This is a genomic window from Mesocryomonas lacus (assembly GCF_055730135.2).
This window is the reverse complement of the sequence record NZ_JBUZWE020000015.1, coordinates 45,364-63,121: the sequence shown is the minus strand read 5'-3', so window position 1 is coordinate 63,121 and position 17,758 is coordinate 45,364. Positions and strand designations below refer to the sequence as shown.

The 17,758-nt window shown below is 68.9% G+C and carries 18 protein-coding genes; 8 read left to right on the top strand and 10 right to left on the bottom strand.

Annotation, left to right across the window (positions count from 1 at the left end; genetic code table 11):
* Positions 1-123 precede the first annotated feature (123 nt).
* From ACZLZY_RS20940 to ACZLZY_RS20920, 5 genes are all read right to left on the bottom strand, one after another.
* Entirely contained in the window at positions 124-936 is an 813-nt protein-coding gene (locus ACZLZY_RS20940; RefSeq protein ID WP_472935991.1) for a formylmethanofuran dehydrogenase subunit C, read from the bottom strand.
* The gene (gene fhcD / locus ACZLZY_RS20935) at positions 933-1,841 is read right to left on the bottom strand and encodes a formylmethanofuran--tetrahydromethanopterin N-formyltransferase (protein WP_472935990.1); all 909 of its coding nucleotides are present in this window, start codon (positions 1,839-1,841) and stop codon (positions 933-935) included. The genes ACZLZY_RS20940 and fhcD overlap by 4 nt, the downstream gene beginning before the upstream one ends.
* Positions 1,829-3,469, bottom strand: coding sequence for a formylmethanofuran dehydrogenase subunit A (locus ACZLZY_RS20930; RefSeq protein ID WP_472935989.1), 1,641 nt, complete (start codon positions 3,467-3,469; stop codon positions 1,829-1,831). Before ACZLZY_RS20930 ends, fhcD begins: the two co-directional genes overlap by 13 nt.
* A 2-nt stretch (positions 3,470-3,471) precedes the next feature.
* The gene (locus ACZLZY_RS20925) at positions 3,472-4,644 is read right to left on the bottom strand and encodes a hypothetical protein (protein WP_472935988.1); all 1,173 of its coding nucleotides are present in this window, start codon (positions 4,642-4,644) and stop codon (positions 3,472-3,474) included.
* Positions 4,645-4,790: 146 nt separating this feature from the next.
* Positions 4,791-5,162: a 4a-hydroxytetrahydrobiopterin dehydratase gene (locus ACZLZY_RS20920; protein WP_472935987.1), complete on the bottom strand. Its 372-nt coding sequence runs from the start codon at positions 5,160-5,162 to the stop codon at positions 4,791-4,793.
* Positions 5,163-5,239: 77 nt separating this feature from the next.
* Here ACZLZY_RS20920 and ACZLZY_RS20915 point away from each other — a divergent pair, with 77 nt between their 5' ends.
* The 7 genes from ACZLZY_RS20915 to fae all read left to right on the top strand — a co-directional run bounded on the left by ACZLZY_RS20915 (position 5,240) and on the right by fae (position 11,888).
* Positions 5,240-6,199: a beta-ribofuranosylaminobenzene 5'-phosphate synthase family protein gene (locus tag ACZLZY_RS20915; RefSeq protein ID WP_472935986.1), complete on the top strand. Its 960-nt coding sequence runs from the start codon at positions 5,240-5,242 to the stop codon at positions 6,197-6,199.
* Positions 6,200-6,256: 57 nt separating this feature from the next.
* A complete protein-coding gene (locus tag ACZLZY_RS20910) occupies positions 6,257-7,159 on the top strand; it encodes an NAD(P)-dependent methylenetetrahydromethanopterin dehydrogenase (protein WP_472935985.1) in 903 nt (300 codons plus the stop codon).
* Complete coding sequence (locus ACZLZY_RS20905; protein WP_472935984.1) at positions 7,159-8,298, top strand: ATP-grasp domain-containing protein; 1,140 nt, start codon at positions 7,159-7,161, stop codon at positions 8,296-8,298. The genes ACZLZY_RS20910 and ACZLZY_RS20905 overlap by 1 nt, the downstream gene beginning before the upstream one ends.
* Positions 8,295-9,281, top strand: coding sequence for a methenyltetrahydromethanopterin cyclohydrolase (gene mch, locus ACZLZY_RS20900; protein WP_472935983.1), 987 nt, complete (start codon positions 8,295-8,297; stop codon positions 9,279-9,281). Before ACZLZY_RS20905 ends, mch begins: the two co-directional genes overlap by 4 nt.
* Positions 9,278-10,246, top strand: a complete 969-nt coding sequence (locus ACZLZY_RS20895) for an ATP-grasp domain-containing protein (protein WP_472935982.1) — start codon at positions 9,278-9,280, stop codon at positions 10,244-10,246. The genes mch and ACZLZY_RS20895 overlap by 4 nt, the downstream gene beginning before the upstream one ends.
* Positions 10,246-11,130 carry a triphosphoribosyl-dephospho-CoA synthase gene (locus ACZLZY_RS20890; protein WP_472935981.1) on the top strand — a complete coding sequence of 295 codons (885 nt, stop codon included), beginning with the start codon at positions 10,246-10,248 and terminating at the stop codon, positions 11,128-11,130. The genes ACZLZY_RS20895 and ACZLZY_RS20890 overlap by 1 nt, the downstream gene beginning before the upstream one ends.
* Before the next feature lie 248 nt (positions 11,131-11,378).
* Positions 11,379-11,888, top strand: coding sequence for a formaldehyde-activating enzyme (gene fae / locus ACZLZY_RS20885; RefSeq protein ID WP_472935980.1), 510 nt, complete (start codon positions 11,379-11,381; stop codon positions 11,886-11,888).
* A 116-nt stretch (positions 11,889-12,004) separates the two neighbouring features.
* On the opposite strand, the gene ACZLZY_RS20880 is transcribed toward fae, so the two are convergent.
* Positions 12,005-12,736, bottom strand: a complete 732-nt coding sequence (locus tag ACZLZY_RS20880) for a HisA/HisF-related TIM barrel protein (protein ID WP_472935979.1) — start codon at positions 12,734-12,736, stop codon at positions 12,005-12,007.
* On the opposite strand from ACZLZY_RS20880, the gene ACZLZY_RS20875 reads away from it, so the two are divergent.
* Positions 12,726-13,892 carry a hydantoinase/oxoprolinase family protein gene (locus ACZLZY_RS20875; protein WP_472935978.1) on the top strand — a complete coding sequence of 389 codons (1,167 nt, stop codon included), beginning with the start codon at positions 12,726-12,728 and terminating at the stop codon, positions 13,890-13,892. The two genes, ACZLZY_RS20880 and ACZLZY_RS20875, sit on opposite strands and share 11 nt — an antisense overlap.
* 18 nt (positions 13,893-13,910) lie before the next feature.
* On the opposite strand, the gene ACZLZY_RS20870 is transcribed toward ACZLZY_RS20875, so the two are convergent.
* The 4 genes from ACZLZY_RS20870 to ACZLZY_RS20855 all read right to left on the bottom strand — a co-directional run bounded on the left by ACZLZY_RS20870 (position 13,911) and on the right by ACZLZY_RS20855 (position 17,587).
* Complete coding sequence (locus ACZLZY_RS20870; protein WP_472935977.1) at positions 13,911-14,669, bottom strand: GGDEF domain-containing protein; 759 nt, start codon at positions 14,667-14,669, stop codon at positions 13,911-13,913.
* A 126-nt stretch (positions 14,670-14,795) separates the two neighbouring features.
* Positions 14,796-15,368, bottom strand: coding sequence for a DUF447 domain-containing protein (locus ACZLZY_RS20865; RefSeq protein WP_472935976.1), 573 nt, complete (start codon positions 15,366-15,368; stop codon positions 14,796-14,798).
* 95 nt (positions 15,369-15,463) lie between these two features.
* A complete protein-coding gene (locus ACZLZY_RS20860) occupies positions 15,464-16,924 on the bottom strand; it encodes a DUF6513 domain-containing protein (protein ID WP_472935975.1) in 1,461 nt (486 codons plus the stop codon).
* Between the two features lie 24 nt (positions 16,925-16,948).
* Positions 16,949-17,587, bottom strand: a complete 639-nt coding sequence (locus ACZLZY_RS20855; RefSeq protein ID WP_472935974.1) for an amino acid kinase family protein — start codon at positions 17,585-17,587, stop codon at positions 16,949-16,951.
* Positions 17,588-17,758: the final 171 nt, after the last annotated feature.

Here is a 17,758-nt window from a genome sequence, read left to right as displayed (position 1 = left end):
CGTCTCCCTGGGAGACGCCGGTCCATCTCGAAACCGCCGGCATCAAAAGGTGCCGGCGGTTTTTCTATGATCTGCGGTGACGTATTCACGGATCTCGCAGCATGGCGGAAGGCCCGATCAGGATCAGTCCAGCGGCAGGAAGATCTCGCCTTGGCTCGAGACTGCGGTGTCCCCGGCTAGGCGCCGCATCGGGCTGCCGTCGAACATAGGTCGGTCAAACGGCTCGGCCGCAAAGGTCCGGGCCATCAGGCGCAGGATCAGGAGGTCGGCGGGCCCGTTGTCGAGAAAGGTCGGCCCGATCGCGTCCGCGCCGCCCGCCAGCACGATGGTGCCCCGCTTCATCAGCATGCCGGCGCCGCGCGCCGCCCGTCCGCCGATGACGATCGTGCCGGCGATCATCCGCGCGCCCGCATTCGGTCCGGCAGATCCCCCAATCCGGACGACGCCGCGGCGCATCCGGTTGCCGGCCCGCGCGCCGGCGCTCCCCAGAACATTCACCGTCCCGCCCCGGAGGCCAGCCATCTCGCCGGCCAGCGGACCGCCGAGATCGTCGCCGGCGTCGCCCGTCACCGTCAGCGTACCGCCCGACATGCCGGAGCCCGCAAACGGGCCGGCCGAACCGCGGATTTCGAGCGTGCCGCCCGTCATCGCCCGCCCGGCGCGCTGGCCGACATCGCCCTCGACGAGGATGGCACCGCCCGCCTGGCCCTCGCCGACCCGGTCGAACCTTTCGGAGCCGCCGACGATGCGGATGTCGGCGGGATCGTCGCCGGTAACGGCAAAGACGTCGCCGACAGCAAGGCCTATCCGGGTCGTGCCGATCGGCAGAGCGGAGATCGCCGCAGTGCCGAGCCCCGCGAGGCGGGCGGCGGTCAGGCTGGACAGGTCGAGCCGCTGGTCCGGCGCGTGCCGCAGGGTGAAGGTCAGGCCGCTCATGGTGCGAGATCCTTCAGGTGGTAGTGGTGCGGTCCCAGCTTGCCGCCGTAATTGCCGGCGCTGACGCGCAGCGCGCCCTTGTCGGGGCCGAGGTCGACCACCGCCTTCAGGCCGACGCGCATGGCCTCGGCCACCACCTCGGACGTCACGCCGTCGATGACGATCTCCAGCACCGAGCCGATCTCGGAGCCGAGCTCGGACTTCGTCACGCCCTTCAGCGTCGGGCAGAAGGCATCGTTGCTGGAGGCCATCATGCCCTTGTACTTGCCGCCGATTTTCGAGCCCGAGCGCACCACGCCGCCCGGAAACGGCATGATCGCGCCGTCGACCGCGTGGATCGCGTCGACCGCCGCCTCCGCGGCACGCAGCGCATGCGCAGCGTCCTTGGCGAGGAACAGGAGGTTGCCGCCGCCGACCGCCTTGCCGGTCAACCCCGTCTGCGCCTCGCAGAGGAACTCGCCCTCCATCACCGGCATGCGCCAGAAATGCTTCTCGCCAAACTTCTTGGAGACCTGCCAGCCGTCGGAGAAATAGCGGATGGCATTGCCGAGATCGATGCGCGTTTCGCCCTCCAGCCCGGCATAGCAGGCCGATGACGGGCTGGTCAGGATGCACTGGCCGAGCCGCGTCGCCAGCATCTTGGCCAGTCCCACCGGCTCCATCCCGAAGATCAACAGCCGCACGCCGGGCCGCCCGTCCGGCGTCTCTTCCGGCGACAGCATCCGGTCGATGCCGGCCTCGCAGCCGCAGGCGATGACGGAGGTGGCGAAGCCGGTCATCGACTGCGCCGCGGCCATGACCCAGCGCTCGTTGACGGCGGTAACGATGACCCCCGTGCCGCTCATCGGAAAAGCCTCGGCGAAGGTGTCGTCGATGGTGACGCCGTTGCGGATCAGCGCTGCCATGGGACCACCTTGAATGGATCGCCGAGCCCGAGGGCGTGTTGGGGCACCTCGAACCAGCGCATCGGGATGCCGTATGTCTCGTCGTAATAAGTCTCGAGCCGCCGCCGCATGGCGGGATCGGCCTTGGTGCCGAGCGACAGCGTCTTGCCCATCCGCCGCGCGACAACGTCGCCGTCCTTCACCACCAGCTCGCCGTCCTTGAAGAGGTAGGCCGCCTTGCCGAACATCGCCGCCTTGTCCGGGCTGGCGCGGTAGACCGCGACGTCGGCAATGCCGCCGGGCCCGAGATGGCCCCGGTCGGCAAGGCCCAGCAGCTTGGCGGGCGCGGCGCGGGTCATGATGGCGATCTCGTTCAGCGTATATTCGCGTGTTAGTTCCGGCAGCTTGGTCATCCGCATCGCGGCTTTCGGCATCGCCTCGATCCAGTGGGCGCGAACCTCCCGGTCCATCAGCAGCGCGAAAATCTCGGGATAGGCGGTGAAGGGCGCGCCGTTCGGATGGTCGGTGGTGAAGAAGACCCGCCAGGGATCCTCGATCAAGAGGAACAGCTCCAGCCCGATCGCCCATTGCAGCGCGTTGAAGTAGTTGGCTTGGCGATAGTCGATCGGCACCACGCCGCCGCCATTCGCCTCCGCGTCCTGGATCACGCTCTTCTTCGGGCTCGCCCCCGCCCGCCCGCCAAACTGGCGCATGGCGTCGGACGAGACGGTGACGGTCTGGCCGAACATCACCTGGCCGATGTCGACGGTCACCTCCGGCGTCGCGTTGACGACGGCGGCCAGTCGCTCGCTCTCCGACGAGAAGGCGCGCTTGCCGTCGGCGCCATAGCCGTAGAACTGGATGTGCGCGAGGTGCAGCGGCTGCCCTTCCGCGGCGTCCATCGTCATCGCGGCAGCATCGGCACTGCTGCCGGGAATGCCGAGATTGTTGCAGTGGACGTGCAGCGGGTGGGCGATGCCGAGCCGCGTCACCGCGCCTTGCAGGGTCTTGACGATCTGCCGCGAGGTGACGCCGTAGTCCGGCACGGTGTCGTCGAAGGAGAAGCCGCGGACATTGTCCTTGAACGCCGCCGACCCGCCAGCATTGATCGTCTTCACCCCCAGAGCGCGGGACGCCGAGACCGACCAAGCAACGTAGTCCTCGATCGCCGCCTCGCTCTCACCGGCGCGCATCAGCGACAGCAGGAAGTCGTCATTGCCGAGGATGACCAGCGTCGCCTTGTCGATGATCGGGATGTCGGCAAGTTCCAGATGCGCGTGCAGCGCCGCCGAGGGCGCCATCGCCGGCTCGACGACGGTGGTGAAGCCCATCCCGGCATAGAGGATGCCGGTCTCCTCGGTGGTCCAGCCGACCTTGGTCAGCGCCGTCGCATCGGGCCGGGCCTTGAAGGCCTTGTGGAACTCCGGCAGCAGCAGCCGCGCGGTGTTCACGTGGCCGCCGGCGATGTGCGAGTGGATGTCGATGGCGCCGGCCATCACCACCATGCCGGTGCAGTCGATCGTTCTGTCGGGCGTCCGCCCCTCGCCCGGCGCGGCGACGATCAGGCCGTCCTCGAAGAAGAGGTCGCCGATGCCGTCGCGGCCGTTGACGGGATCGACGACATGGCCGCCGGAAAGTTTCGTCAGCATCGTCAGGCCTTTCGCTCGGAACCGCCGAGGCCGGCTTCGAGGGCAGCGGCGAGCGCGTCGAGGATGGCGGCGGCCGTCGGCAGATCGCCGGGCGCGGCGGCCTCCTCATCGGACGCCTCCACCGGCACGAAGCTCGAAATCTCGTCGGCATAGACGAGGCTTCCCGCACCGATCTCGGCGACGGCAAAGCCGACCTCGGGCCGCAAGGCCGAGGCAGCGGTCGGCGTGCCGAGCACGATCAGCGGCACGTCGCCTTTCGGCTCGGCGCCCGAGAAGGCGGCCAGCGAGGAGATGTCTACGACAAGGTCGACCTCGCCCGCGGCGATCAGCCGGCCGGCGGCATAGGCGAAGGCGTCGTGCTCGGCGTCGCCATGGGCAAAGCTCACCCGCAGCGGATAGCCGGTGACCGCGGTGGCAATCTGCGCCGCCCCCCAGGCCTGTCCGGGGCCAGCGAGCGGGATCGAGGAGGCACGGGTGGTGAGGTTGAGGTCGGCGACGAGGCCGGCGAGCATCTCGACGCCGAGCGCGTCCAGGCTTTCAGCGGACCAAAGGACGCAGGCGAAGCCCGCCCCCTTCAGCCAGGCGGCGATCTCGGCGGCCTTGTCGCGATCGATCGGCCCCTCGCCGAAACGCCGTCCGCCAAGCGCGGCGCGGATCATCGCTGTGGCATCGGCGAGATCGATGATGTCGCAGGCGACAGCCTCGACCGGGATGCGGCCGGACCCGATCTGCGGATCGGCTGGCCCGCCGAGCCAGACGATGCGCCGCTCGCCGCCACCCTCGCCGTCTCGGCCGAGATCGCGGGTGCCACTGAAGAGAAAGGCGAGAAGGTCCGGCGCAAGGGTCGCGGCGTCGCCGCCGACGATGAGGAAACGATCGGCACGCCGGCGCATTTCGGCGGGCACGGCGAGGAACATGCCGCTGCCGCGCAGCACCTCGATGTTGCGGTAGAGCGCCTCCGAGGCGCCGTGGTCGACCACGCCGCCCGAGAGCTTTGCCAGCCGCAATGCCGCCTTCACGCCGGCGACGTCCGTCGACAGCCCGGTGAACAACGGCATCCGGCTGCGGCCGATCAGCTGCGCTGCCGCCGCGATCGCTCCGTCCTGTGCAGCTCCGGCCCCGTCGATCCAGGCGACAGGCGCAGTCGCCCCGTCCAACCCGTCCCGCGGAGCCATCGGCCCGTCAGTCCCTACATTGCCCAAAAGACATCGCTTCCTGGCGCCCGGGGCCAGTTAAAGCCAAGGACGCCCAAGCGCCAAGCCCCGGCGTGCAAAAATTGTAGCGGCAAGCCGCCGGCGCCGTCGCCGGATCGCCCGCGATCTCAGTCGTCGTAGCGGATATAGGCGAAGCGTGGATCGTCAGGCGGCCCGGTCAGTGCCCCGGCTTCCCGGCCAGGCTGCCAGCCGATCACAACCTCGATCTTGCGCGCCAGCTCGAAGTCGAGGTCGGTGATCCCCTTGGCGTCATGATGGGAAAGCCGCACCTCGACCGCACCGTAGGAGACAAGGAGGTCGGGATGATGGAACGCCGCCTCCGCCAGATGGCCGATGGCATTGACCACCATCAGGCTGGCTTTCCAGCCATGGGTCTTGAAGGTCCGCCGGATCGAGCCGTCCTCCAGCTGCCAGCGCGGCAGGTCGCGCCGAAGGATTTCATTGACCGCGTCATCGCAATAGGTGCCCTCGTTCGCCATCGCCTCGGTTTCTCCCCTTGCCGGCCTTCGCCAAAGAAGAATAATAGTTGAGCGGGCATCAGAAGACAGGACATATCGTGACAACGGACGTCGTCAGCGTCGCAGCACCCGCGCGCCTGCATCTGGGATTTCTCGACATGCAGGGCGGCCTCGGCCGCCGTTTCGGCGGCATCGGCATGGCCGTGTCGGAGCCCTCGACCCGCATCACCTTGCGCCGCGCCGAGGCGACGGTGGTCGAGGGACCGGAGAAGTCGCGGGCCCGCTGGCACCTCGAGGCGATGCGCGCCCATCTCGGCATCAGCCACCACCACCACCACCTCTCGATTTCCAGCGTCATCCCCGCCCATGCGGGCCTCGGCTCGGGCACGCAGCTGGCGCTCGCGGTGGCCGGAGCACTGCGCCGGCTGAACGGCATGCCGCTCGATCCGGAAGGCGATGCCGCCTTCCTCGGCCGCGGCAGCCGGTCCGGCGTCGGCGCGGGCTTCTTCAACGATGGCGGGTTCCTCGTCGACGGCGGCAAGGGCGCGCTGAACCTGCCGCCGCCGGTCATCGCGCGGCTGCGGTTTCCCGAGGCCTGGCGGGTGATCCTGGTGATCGATCCCGCCCGCAACGGCCTCGAAGGCAGCGAGGAGATCGACGCCTTCGCCGCCCTTCCGGCATTCCCTGAAACCACCGCGGCGCAGATCTGCCACCTCGTGCTGATGCAGTTGCTGCCGGCCCTCGTCGAAACCGACCTTGCCAATTTCGGCGCGGCGCTCGGTGAGATTCAGCGCCATGTCGGCGAGCATTTCGCGGCCGCGCAAGGCGGCCTCTTCAGCAGCCCACGCGTCGCCAGCGCCATGGCGCAGCTGAAGGCCATGGGCGCAACCGGCATCGGCCAAAGCTCCTGGGGACCCACCGGCTTCGCCTTCGCCGCCAGCGTCGAAGAGGCCCGCGCCATGGTCGCGCGGCTGCGCGGCGCCGGCGAGAGCCTCGACATCCGCGTCGTGGAAGGGCGCAACAGCGGCGCGACCATCACGACGAGCTCGGCCGCCTGAACGCTGCCGCCCAAACAAGAATGCCGGGCAAACCGGCCAAAACGTCCTGGAGGAAACATGGCCCAGAAAAACATCCTGCACATGCTGACGCCGCACAAGCATGTCAGCCCGTTCGACGTGAACATGGCGGCCGACGCCGGCTACGACGTCATCGTGCCCTATGAGAACGTCACGCTGGACGAGGTCGCCGACCTCGTCCAGGACGCGATCTTCTCCCGGCCGCCGCATTTCGGCGTCTCGACCGGCATCTTCTTCGGCGGCGACGACGCCGTGCTGGCGCTCGACATGATCGACGCCGCCAAGGCGGCGCTGGTGCCGCCCTTCGGCACCAACATCTTCGCCGATCCCGCCGGCTCCTTCACCACCGCCGCCGCCATGGTCGCCTGCACCGAAAAGGTCGTGCAGGCCAAGCACGGCCGCGGGCTCGCCGGCACCCGCATCGCCGTGTTCGGCGCGACCGGCGTCGTCGGCTACTGCTCGGCCGTCATCGCCGCGCTCGAGGGCGCTGAGGTGACCCTCGTCGGCCATAGCGGCGTCGCGCGGGTCCAGGCCCGGGCGGACGAGATGAAGGCGCGCTTCGGTGTCGACGTCGCCGCGGTCAACGGCGCGACGGACGCGGAGAAGGCCGCGGTGCTGGAGGGCGCGGAGATCGTGCTGGCCGCCGCCAAGGCCGGCGTGCGCGTCCTCACCGCAGAAAACCTGCGGGCTGCCCCGAAGCTTCTGGCCGCCGCCGACGTCAACGCCGTGCCGCCGTCCGGCATCGAGGGCGTCGACGTCTTCGACATGGGCAAGCCGATCGCCGGATCCTCGATCCTCGGCGTCGGCGCGCTGGCCATCGGCAACGTCAAGTACCAGACCGAGTCCGGTCTGTTCCGGCGGATGATCGAGGCGGACGAGGTGCTGGCGCTCGATTTCCGCGATGCCTTCATCCTCGCCCGCACGCTCGTCCCCGAGCTCTGATGGCGGCACCCTTCCTGCTCATCGCCACCTTCTCCGGCCGCTCGCTGGCCGCCAGCGCGCGCGCGGCCGGCTACACGCCGCTCGTCGCCGACCTCTTCGCCGACAACGACCTGCGCGATCTCGTCGCCGACTTCCGCACCGTCGAGGGCGATTTCGTCGATGGCTTCGATGGCGACGATCTGCTGGCAGCGCTGGGTGCGCTGGCGGCCGGGCGCGACCCCGTCGGCGTCGTCTGCGGCCCGGGCTTCGAGGACCGCCCCGAACTGATCGACGCCATCGGCGCGCGCTGGCCGCTGCTCGGCAACAGCGGCGACACCGTCCGGATCCTCAAGGACCCGCTCGGCTTCGCCGCACTGTGCAGCCGAAACGGCATTCGCCATCCCCAGACCCAGCGCGAGCGTCCGGAAGCCGAGGCGGACGACGGCACGCACTGGCTGAGCAAACGCGCAGGTGCGGCCGGCGGACTGCACATCGGCACGCTCGCGACCCGCGACCCGGCGCCCGACCGCTACTACCAGCGCTTCGTCTCCGGCGACCGGCGCTCGGCGCTCTTCGTCGCCGCCGGCGGACGGGCCGCAATCCTCGGGCTCTCCGAGCAATGGCCGAGCCCCAGCCCGACGGAGCCGTTCCGCTATGGCGGCGCCTGCGGCCCAGTTCGGCTGCGCGAGGGCCTGGAGGACGGCATCGGCCGTGCCATCGCGGCGATCGCCGCGGCCGTGCCGGCGCTGGCCGGCATCTGCAGCGCCGACTTCATCCTCGACGAGAGCGACGCGCCGATCCTCCTCGAGATCAACCCACGCCCCGGCGCCTCGATGGACGTGTTCGAACGGCCGGGCGCGCCGCTCCTGACGATCCATCTCGACGCCTGCGCCGGCCGCCTCCCCGGTGGCCCGGGTGCGCTGCCGGCGACACCGATCCGCGCCGCGGGCTTTGCCTACAGCGAGGCCGAGATGCTGACGATCGGCAGCGTCGCCTGGCCGGACTTCGTGTCGGACAGGCCCATGCCCGGCACCGTCATCCGCTACGGCGAGCCGATCTGCACGCTGAAGGCGGACGGCGAGACGCCTGATGCCGCCATGGCCCTTCTGGCCAGCCGGCTCGCCGCCATCAAGACTTCGATCGAGGGAATGCCGCAATGACCCATCCGCAGATGCCCGCGCGCGGCCCGCGCACCCCCTCGGTCAGCCGCGGCGCCGAGCGGATCGTCGCCGAGCTCATCGACCGCGCCGACGCGCTCGGCGTGGCGGTGTCGACCGGCAGTGCCGGCGAAACGCTGGTCGATGCCGGCGCCGCGGCGTTCGGCAGCCTGGAGGCCGGCCGGTTGCTGACCGAGATCTGTCTCGGCGGGCTCGGCCGCGCCAGCCTCGTCGCCGACGCCTCGCTGCCGCGCTATCCCTTCGCGCTGACGGTCGAGACTTGGGACCCGGTGCTCGCCTGCCTCGGCAGCCAGTATGCCGGCTGGCAGCTGACCTCCGAGGTCGGCAACTACTTCTCGATGGGCTCGGGCCCCGCCCGCGCGCTCGCCGGTAAGGAAACGCTGTTTGCCGACATCGCCTATGCCGACGCCAGCGAGCGGGCAATCCTGGTGCTGGAGACCGGCAGCCCGCCGCCGGAGGAGCTCGTCCGCCGCATCGCCGATGACTGCAAGGTCGCGCCGGACCGGCTGACCATCCTCTACGCGCCGACGCAGAGCCTTGCCGGCACCGTCCAGATCATCGGCCGCGTCGTCGAGGTCGCCTTGCACAAGGCGCACACGCTCGCCTTCGACCTCGCGCGCATCAAGTCGGGCCTCGGCACGGTCCCGCTGCCGCCGCCGCATCCCGACTTCATCACCGCCATGGGCCGCACCAACGATGCGGTGATCTATGGCGGACGCGTGCTCCTCCACGTCACGGGCCCGGCGGCCGAGGCAAAGGCGCTGGCCGAGGCGCTGCCGAGCCACAACTCCGCCGACCACGGCACGCCCTTCGCCAAGATCTTCCAGCAATACGACGGCGACTTCTACAAGATCGATCCGAGCCTGTTCAGCCCGGCCGAGGTCGCCGTGGTCGCGCTCGAGACCGGCGAGACGTTCCGCGCCGGCGGGGTCCATCCGGCGCTGCTCGACGCCTCCTTCTCGTGAGCGCTGCCGAAGCCATCGCGCCGTCACCCGGCGCTATGGCGCCCGCGCCGCGCATCGCCCTCGTCACCGCCGATCTCGACCGCCATGCCCACGACATGCTGGCCGCCTTCACGGCGGCTGGCGCGGACGTGGCGGCGATCGAGCTCGCAGACATCGCCTACGACACCGAGGCCCAGCACGGGCTGGTGATGCCGCACTTCGGCGAGGACCTGCCGGACGCGGTCTGCGTGCGCACGCTCGATGCCGGCAGCTTCGAGCAGGTGACACGCCGCCTCGGCGTCCTGCACGCGCTCGGCCGACTCGGCGTCCTCGTGTCCAACGACGCCGCCTCGATCGAGCGCTGCGTCGACAAGTCGATGACGAGCTTCCTCCTCGCCCGTGCCGGCCTGCCGAGCCCGCGCAGCTGGACCGTCGAAAGCCGGGCGGAGGCCGCGCGCATCTGTGACGGCGAGGACGGCGCGCTGGTGCTGAAACCGCTGTTCGGCGCGCAAGGCAAGGGCTTGCGCCTGGTGCACGGGGCGGACGACCTGCCGTCCGAGGCGGAGATCGCCGGCGTCTACTATCTCCAGCGCTTCGCCGGGCACGGCGGCAACGGCCTTTTCACCGACTACCGCATCCTCGTCTCGAACAGCCGCGTCGCCGCCGGCATGATGCGCCAGGCGGGGCAGTGGATCACCAACATCAAGCAAGGCGCCGCGGCCTTGCCGATGCCAGCCGATCCGGAGCTGGAGGCGCTGGCGATCGCCGCGACCGAGGCGGTCGGCGGCGATTTCTGCGGCGTTGATCTCCTGCGCGACTCGACCGGCGCGGCGCAGGTGATCGAGGTCAACTCGATGCCGGCCTGGACAGGCCTTCAACAAGCGAGCGGCATCGACATTCCCGCGCGGCGCGTCGCCGATCTCCTGGAACGGCTGGCGGGCCGGGCTGCGGGCCATCGCCCGGCGAGCCTTGCCCGGGCCTTCTGATGCTTTCGTCCGAGGCGATCGCCGACGCCTATCTCTTGGCTTGCCGGGCCGAACTCGACGCGCTGAAGCCCGGCAACGTCCACCGCTTCGCTGGCGGCCACGGCATGGATGTCGGCGTGTTCGAGCGGAGCGCCGTCGTCTCCGCCCCGGCGATCGCCGCGGTCGGCGCGCCGACCGGAGCGCGCGTTCTCGCCGCCGTCGAGGCGACATGGGCCGCCGTCGGCATGAACACCAATCTCGGCATCCTGCTGCTGGCCGCCCCTCTCGCCGTCGCGGCCGAGCGGCTGGGCGGCGAACGTCGAGCGGGGCCCGCCCGCGGCAGCGGGGCCGAGCGGCTGCGGGTGGCGGTCGGCGGCGTCCTGTCCGATCTCACCGCGGACGACGCCGCCAACACCTTTCGCGCCATCGCCCACGCCTCGCCGGGCGGGCTCGGCACGGAGGATGCACACGACGTCCGCGCGACGCCGAGCATAAGCCTCGTCGAGGCGATGCGCCTCGCCGCGCCGCGCGATCTCGTCGCCCGGCAGTATGCGGACGGATTTGCCGGTATCTTCGACGTCGGCTTGCCCGCCTTGGCGGCCGCGCGGCAGGCCGGCGAGACCGGGATGTGGCCGGCGATCGCCTGTTTCCTTGCCTTTGCCGAGGAATTTCCCGACAGCCATGTCGGCCGGAAGTTCGGCCCTCCGGCCGCCAAGGCGCTGCAGGCGGAGATGGGCGACCTCCGATGGAGCCTTGCCGCCTTGCCCGATCGCGCCGCCCGCGAGGCGGAGCTGCTTGGTGCCGATACCCGGTTGAAACAACGCGGCCTCAATCCCGGCACTTCCGCCGATCTAACCGTTGCCAGCCTTTTCACCGAAGAACTCGTCAGACGCCTTGAAGAATGACGCCCTGAATGATTGACTGTCGAATGCCGGGGGCCATGTCCCCCCGGCAGCTATCTGGCCAACCGGTCCCGCAGGGGACGCCGTGAACAAGGATAGCCGTGTGCCGGACTTTGAGGTCCGGCGTTCGGGAGGGAGCCAGAGATCCATGCCGCTCGATGCGGCGGCATAACTTTGTCCCGAAATACGGAACTTGTGACCCCGGCCCAGCAGGGCGCCGGAGGCTTTTTGTCAATTTTGGAGGAAACACCATGGCAGTCATCAACAAGGTAATGGTCGGCGAATCGCTGGTGGGCGAGGGCAACGAGGTTGCGCACATCGACCTGATCATCGGCCCCCGGGGCAGCGCCGCGGAAACCGCGTTCTGCAACTCGCTGACCAACAACAAGGACGGCTTCACCTCGCTCCTCGCAGTGGTCGCCCCCAACCTGCCGTGCAAGCCGAACACCCTGATGTTCAACAAGGTCACGATCAAGGATGCCCGCCAGGCGGTGCAGATGTTCGGACCGGCCCAGACCGCGGTCGCCCGCGCCGTCGCCGACAGCGTCGAGGACGGCACCATCCCGGCCGACGAAGCCGATGACCTGTTCATCTGCGTCGGCGTGTTCATCCACTGGGAAGCCGCGGACGACGCCAAGATCCGCGAATACAACTACCAGGCCACCAAGGAGTCGATCGAGCGCGCCATCAAGGGCACGCCGACCGCCAAGGAAGTCGTCGCCAAGAAGGGCTCGGCGGCACATCCGTTCGCCGGCGCCTAGACAAGAGACCATCCCGGAGAAGATCAACAGCCTGCAATGAAAGCCGGCCTTCTCCGGCGATTGGCCGCCATCTTCGGTTTCCAGTGATTCGAGAAAAGGGGCTTCGGCCCCTTTTTTCATTTGCCTGAAGTCGCAAGCCCGGCGCGGGGCGCAGCGCCAAGCGCCGCCAGCGTCGCTTGATCGAGACGGCCATCGTGCAGCGCCGAGGCAACAAGCGCGCCGTCGATCCCGGCGGCTGCCAGCAGCGCCAGATCCGCCGCGCCGCGCACGCCGCCTGCGGCAAAGACCGCCCGCCCTCCGGCCCGCGCCCGGATGTCCCGCAGACGGTTGAGATCCGGCCCCGTGCCGCTGCCCACCTTGGCGAGCGTCATCGCGATCACTTGGCCCGGCCAGAGAGCGGCATCCGTCTCCAGCGCCGCCGGCCCGAGGAAATCGTCGCCGCGATAGTCGAGCGACAGCACCACCCGCGGCTCCCCCGCGAACCCAGCGACCACGCCGGCACTCTCGACGCTCTCGCTGCCGAGCACCACCGTCACCTGCGGGTTCTCGAGGAGGACACGCGCTGCCGCCGCATCCCGCACGCCGGCATCGAGCCAGAAGGCCGCCTGCGGAAACGCCGCACACAGCGCCGCCACCGTCTGATGGTTGGGAGCCCGCCCCTCGATAGCGTCGAGATCGGCGAGATAGAACGCCTCGAACGCCCCAAGGCTGGAGAGCCCGCGCGCCACGGCCAGCGGGTCGGCCGAGGTGGCAAGCGGCGTGACGATCGGGCGGTAGGCGGCGCGATCGCCCATCACCCCGCGCACGACAAGCCTGCCCATCAGGTCGAGCACCGGAATGATCTGCATCACGTCGTCCCTGAATCCATTCGCGCCGACCTCAGGCAACCTGTTGGTTTCCGTCGTCGACGCCTTTATAAAGCTAGGACACTTCCGGCATCGCAGCGAGCGCTTTGGAAGCGCGCGACGAAAGGCAGACATGAGAACGCTCGGTTGGGATGTCGGTGGCGCGCATCTGAAAGCGGCCCTGGCCGAGAACGGCGAGATCCTGAAGGTCTGGCAGGAGCCGACGCCCATCTGGAAGGGCCTCCACCATCTCGGCGACGCGCTGACCTCAATTCTCGCCAAGGTCGGACCCGTCGACCGGCACGCCGTCACCATGACCGGCGAGCTGTCAGATATTTTCGCCGACCGCGACGAGGGCGTGTACGAACTCACGCGCATCCTGACGGTACATCTGGGCGACGACCTCAGGCTCTATGCCGGAAGCGCCGGCTTCTTGTCGGCCAGGCCGTCCGGCGAGCAGATGATGAAGATCGCCTCGGCCAATTGGCACGCCACTGCCGCGTTGACCGCCGCGCGCATCGAGGAGGCATTGTTCCTCGACATGGGCTCTACCACCACCGACCTCGTGCCGGTCAAGAATGGTGTCGTGCTGGCCGTGGGCCATACCGACGCCGAGCGCCTGCTCGCGGGCGAACTCGTCTATCAGGGCTACACCCGCACGGCGCTGATGGCGGTGGCGACCGAGGTGCCGTTCCTCGGCCGCAAGACGCCGATCATGGCGGAATTTTTCGCGACCATGGCCGATGCCCAACGGCTCCTCGGCACGCTCGACGAGGAAGACGACCAGCACCCGGCCGCGGACGGCAAGGAAAAGACGCTCGACGCCTCCCGCGCCCGGCTTGCCCGGATGATCGGCCGCGATGCCGCCGAGGCGTCGCCGCAAGCGTTCGAGCAACTGGCGCGGGCCTTTGCCGAAGCGCAGATCCGCCGCCTCCACGATGCTGCGCTGATCGTCTTGTCGCGCGGCGACGTCTCCGACGATGCGCCGGTAGTGGTGGCGGGAGCCGGACGCTCGGTGCTGAAGCGCCTCGCCGCGCGGCTCGATCGCGGCGTGGTCGACTTCGCCGACCTGCTGGACTGCCGGTCGGACATCCGTGATGCCACCTGCCGGGCCGCACCGGCTGCGGCACTGGCCCTTCTGGCTGAAGCTTCGGCCTGAGCATCGCTTCCGCGTCCGCTAGGCAAGGGCGGAGGCGCTGACGGGCTGCGCCCCGATGCAGGACCGGCCGAGGAGGTAGCGGTCGCGACCGTTGTGCTTGGCCGAGTACAACGTCTCGTCCGCTTCCTTGAACAGAAGGGTGAGGGAGGAACCGGGCGTCACCATCGCCACGCCGATGCTGACGGTCATGCCGAGCGGCTTGCCTGCAATCACACGGCCATTCTCGCGCATGACCGCATTGATCGCCGCCGCCGTCCTTTCGGCCGCGGACCTGTCGGCCCCGGGCAGGAAGATTGCGAATTCCTCGCCGCCGATACGACCCACGGCGGCCGTGTCCGGGACCGCGAAGTTGAGCGTTGCCCCGAGAACCCGCAGCGCCTCGTCACCCACATCATGCCCGTGGCTGTCGTTAATGCGCTTGAAATGATCGGCGTCGACCAGCAGCAAGGCGCCCCCGCCTGAAAAGGCCCTTCGTGCCACTTCCATGAAATAGCTGCGCGCCAGCGTCCCGGTGAGGGGATCAAATTTTACGAAGGCCTCGATCTTGTCGAGCCCCGCGGTGATCATCCGGACAAGGAACAGGGCAATCGTCGCGATCGGCAGGGCGATCACCAGCGGCAACCCGATCGCTAGCACCATCGCGAAGGAATATCCTTGCTGGTTCAGCAAACGGAAGGTGGCGAAATGAACAAAGCTTGCTGTAGAGACGACCGCAACGGCGGTGATGATCGCGGCGTATTTCGCGATGTCGCGTTTCGTTCGTATGCTGAGGGACATGGCGATCCCCGGAACAAGAGTTGCCACCACCCTACAGGACATCGATTTCCGGACAATTAATCAGCTACCGAAGATTGTCCAACGATCCCGCACAATACTGCCAGGCACCGAACCTCGTTGCCCCGCCTAACCCGCGTCGACGGCCGCGAGATGCGCGATGATCTTCTCCATCAGCCAGTACCAGGCTTGGCGCTCGCGATCGCCGGCGGTCTTTTCGATGGCGATGTTGAGATAGGCCATCTCGGCTTCGATCTTCTCGCGCGGCAGCATGGTGAGGCGGCTGACGAGGATGGCGGCTTCGAGGACCGCCGCCTTGGCACGGTTCATGCCCTGGAACGGCGCGTGCTGCCCGGCGGCGGTCACCGTGCAATGGAAGCGAGGACGCTCGTCGCTGCCGTCGACCCGCTGTACCGCCAGAACGTCATGCGCCAAGGCGGCCTCCAGCCGCGGCACCGCGCAACCCTCCACCGGCACCAGCGGCCACTCCTTCCGGCCGGTCAGGCAGCCGGCGAAGATAAGGGCGTCGTCGGTGTAGTTCGCCACCGCCACCCCGTTGGCCTCGAGATTGGCAAGGGTCTGCGAGGGCCGGAACGGCGCGATGATCCAGCCGGCGCCGTCCTCGATGATGCCGAGGGGCGCGATGTGGACCGTGCCGTCGGCACTGACGGTGGTGATGATGGTCTCGCGGATGTAGGGCATCGGTCCTCCCAGAATCTTTTACTGCTGGCAGTTTCGGCGGCTCTGGCATCGAAAGCAGCTAACCCTCGAACGGGCACGCCCGACCGCAGCCTGCGCTAGCCGTTCTTTGGAGCGTCCGGCGCGACGTCCGGCACCGGCTCTTCCACCGGCCGCGCCCCGGCCTCGCCGGTCTTCGGCTTCAGCGTATGGCCGGCGGCCTCAAGCCGGGTACGGTCGCTGTCCGGTCTCGGCGCGGCGACACCGAAGTCGAGCGCCACGTCCTGAGCGTAGCGCTTGCCGATCCGCCAGGCGATCTCCGCCTTCTGCAGCTCCGCGCCGAGGTAGAAGGCATGCGCCGCATCGTCCTCGACGCCGAGTTTCGGGTAGAACTCGAAGGCGTCGGTTTCGACGTGGTGGACATCACGGTTGTAGACGTGGATGCCGTCCACCGCCGTCTCGATCCGGAAATTGCGGTCGCGCACCTCGGCACCTTGCGCGAACAGCTCGTCCGGCGTCGAGGCGAAGGGCTTGGTGTCGTGCACCTGCAGCAGGCGGCTGGAATAGCCGCGCGGCAAGGCGCTGTCGGCGCGGGCGGCGAACATCATGCGCCGCGCCGCGTCGTGCTCCTCGATCGTGCGCCGCGTGTGCGGGCTGACATGCACGACGAGGAGGTTGCGGATGAAAAGCTCGGAGGCGACGCCGAGCAGCATGGCCGTCACGCCCGAGGTATCGGCGTCGGTCAGCTCGGTGAGGTTGCCGGTCCCCATCAGCATCTCGATCTCGGGATGGCGCTCGCGCAGCTGGTGGTAGCGCACCAGCGAGGCCGAGAAGCCGTAGTGAATGGGGTCGAGGATGGGGTCGGCGATGAAGCGGATGCCCATCGCGGTTGCGCGCGCGATCGCACGGTCGAGCGAGGCCATGTCGTGCGGCACCGCGGGCACCAGGATCGGCACGGCGTCGCCGAGCCCGGCGATGTCGAGCGTCTCCTCGTTGAGGCTGAGGAGATAGTCGGCGCCGGCCTTGGTCGCCCGCGTCAGCTCCTCGCGGCTGGCAGAATCGACGCTGACGCGCAATCCCTGCCGCTTCAGCTCGGCAATGGTCTCTTCGAGATGCGGAAACGGCGTATCCGGCAAGCAGCCGAGGTCGATGACGTCGGCGCCCGCCGCCTGCATCCCCACCGCCCGCGCCGCGATCTCGCCCGCGGTCAGCGCGGAGGCGTCGACGATCTCGGCGAAGATCCGCATGTCCTGACGCGACAGGTCCGGCGGCGCGCCCTTGCGTCCGAGGAAGGCCGGGAGGTCGACGAGTTCGTCCGGACCACGGTCGAAGCGCACCTCGAAATGCCGCGACAGCGCATCGAGATCGGCGCGGCAGCGCCCGGGCACGATGACGCGGTCGGCGATGACGGGCTTCTTCAGCCGGCGCAAGATGATCTCGCCGGTCATCAGCGCCGCCACCTTGACGCCGATGTCGTGGATCGCCCACTCGAAGTCGGTCTGGCCGAGATCGCCCAGCAGCTTTTCCAGCCGCGGCAAGGCCAGATGGCCGGTCAGAAACAGAAGCTTTTCGGCCGGCATGATCTCGCTGTCGCTTCCTGACGTCTACTGCGCGGCATCCAGGAGATGCGGCCGCCCCGGCACTTCATGGCCGGGAACGAGGCCTTCGGCAAGCCGAATGCCGGCAAGCGGCAGATCTTCGGGCCCGGCGACATAGACGACGGTGCCCGGCTGCAGCATGGACATGAAGCTGTCGTCGACGATCTGAGCGCCTTGCATCGCCTCGAGCGAAGAGTGCTGCGGCACGTCGATCTGCTTGACCAAGAGAAGTTTCGACTGCGGCAGCCGCCCGGCGAGCCAAGCCGACAGGCTGTCGGAGGTCACCGACCAGTCGCGGATGATCTCGGGCACGCCGAGCACGGTACGCGCCGGCATCCAGACCGGGATGCGCCCGTCGGCCAGGAGCTGGTCTATCTCCTCGCGCGAATAGGCCGGCACCATGCGGGTGCCGAGGCTGACGAGGGCGAGGCCGAACTGCTCCATCGCGAGGATCGCCATGTGGTGCGCGGCATCGTCGTCATAGCCCATCTTCGGCTGGTAGCGGCGAATGGTGTTGGCGAAAGGCCCGCCGCCGGGCACGATGATGACCGGCCCGGTGGCCTTCTCGATCGCCTCGATCCAGCGCAGGAAATCCGGGGATGCGGCGGAACTGCCGCCGAGCTTGACGACGAGAATGCTGTCCATGTCGGCTTCGCCGCGGGTGCGGCGCCCTGTTCACCGGCCGTGGAAGAAAACGCGCACGGCGGGATGATGTACTGCGGCCGCGTTCGGATGGTGGCCGCTCTCCGGCGATCATAGGGCGGGATCAGGGCACGTTGCAAAGTCTCATTCGGCAAGGCTTCCCTGTCAGCCATG

Excerpts from the sequence above, each read along its gene's own strand:
- fae (WP_472935980.1), top strand. The coding sequence starts at position 11,379 with ATGGCAGTCATCAACAAGGTAATGGTCGGCGAATCGCTGGTGGGCGAG.
- ACZLZY_RS20925 (WP_472935988.1), bottom strand. The coding sequence starts at position 4,644 with ATGGCTCCGCGGGACGGGTTGGACGGGGCGACTGCGCCTGTCGCCTGG.
- ACZLZY_RS20890 (WP_472935981.1), top strand. The coding sequence starts at position 10,246 with ATGCTTTCGTCCGAGGCGATCGCCGACGCCTATCTCTTGGCTTGCCGG.
- ACZLZY_RS20910 (WP_472935985.1), top strand. The coding sequence starts at position 6,257 with ATGGCCCAGAAAAACATCCTGCACATGCTGACGCCGCACAAGCATGTC.
- ACZLZY_RS20905 (WP_472935984.1), top strand. The coding sequence starts at position 7,159 with ATGGCGGCACCCTTCCTGCTCATCGCCACCTTCTCCGGCCGCTCGCTG.
- ACZLZY_RS20875 (WP_472935978.1), top strand. The coding sequence starts at position 12,726 with ATGATCTGCATCACGTCGTCCCTGAATCCATTCGCGCCGACCTCAGGC.
- ACZLZY_RS20870 (WP_472935977.1), bottom strand. The coding sequence starts at position 14,669 with ATGTCCCTCAGCATACGAACGAAACGCGACATCGCGAAATACGCCGCG.
- ACZLZY_RS20940 (WP_472935991.1), bottom strand. The coding sequence starts at position 936 with ATGAGCGGCCTGACCTTCACCCTGCGGCACGCGCCGGACCAGCGGCTC.
- mch (WP_472935983.1), top strand. The coding sequence starts at position 8,295 with ATGACCCATCCGCAGATGCCCGCGCGCGGCCCGCGCACCCCCTCGGTC.
- ACZLZY_RS20855 (WP_472935974.1), bottom strand. The coding sequence starts at position 17,587 with ATGGACAGCATTCTCGTCGTCAAGCTCGGCGGCAGTTCCGCCGCATCC.
- ACZLZY_RS20880 (WP_472935979.1), bottom strand. The coding sequence starts at position 12,736 with ATGCAGATCATTCCGGTGCTCGACCTGATGGGCAGGCTTGTCGTGCGC.
- ACZLZY_RS20860 (WP_472935975.1), bottom strand. The coding sequence starts at position 16,924 with ATGCCGGCCGAAAAGCTTCTGTTTCTGACCGGCCATCTGGCCTTGCCG.
- ACZLZY_RS20920 (WP_472935987.1), bottom strand. The coding sequence starts at position 5,162 with ATGGCGAACGAGGGCACCTATTGCGATGACGCGGTCAATGAAATCCTT.
- ACZLZY_RS20930 (WP_472935989.1), bottom strand. The coding sequence starts at position 3,469 with ATGCTGACGAAACTTTCCGGCGGCCATGTCGTCGATCCCGTCAACGGC.
- ACZLZY_RS20865 (WP_472935976.1), bottom strand. The coding sequence starts at position 15,368 with ATGCCCTACATCCGCGAGACCATCATCACCACCGTCAGTGCCGACGGC.
- fhcD (WP_472935990.1), bottom strand. The coding sequence starts at position 1,841 with ATGGCAGCGCTGATCCGCAACGGCGTCACCATCGACGACACCTTCGCC.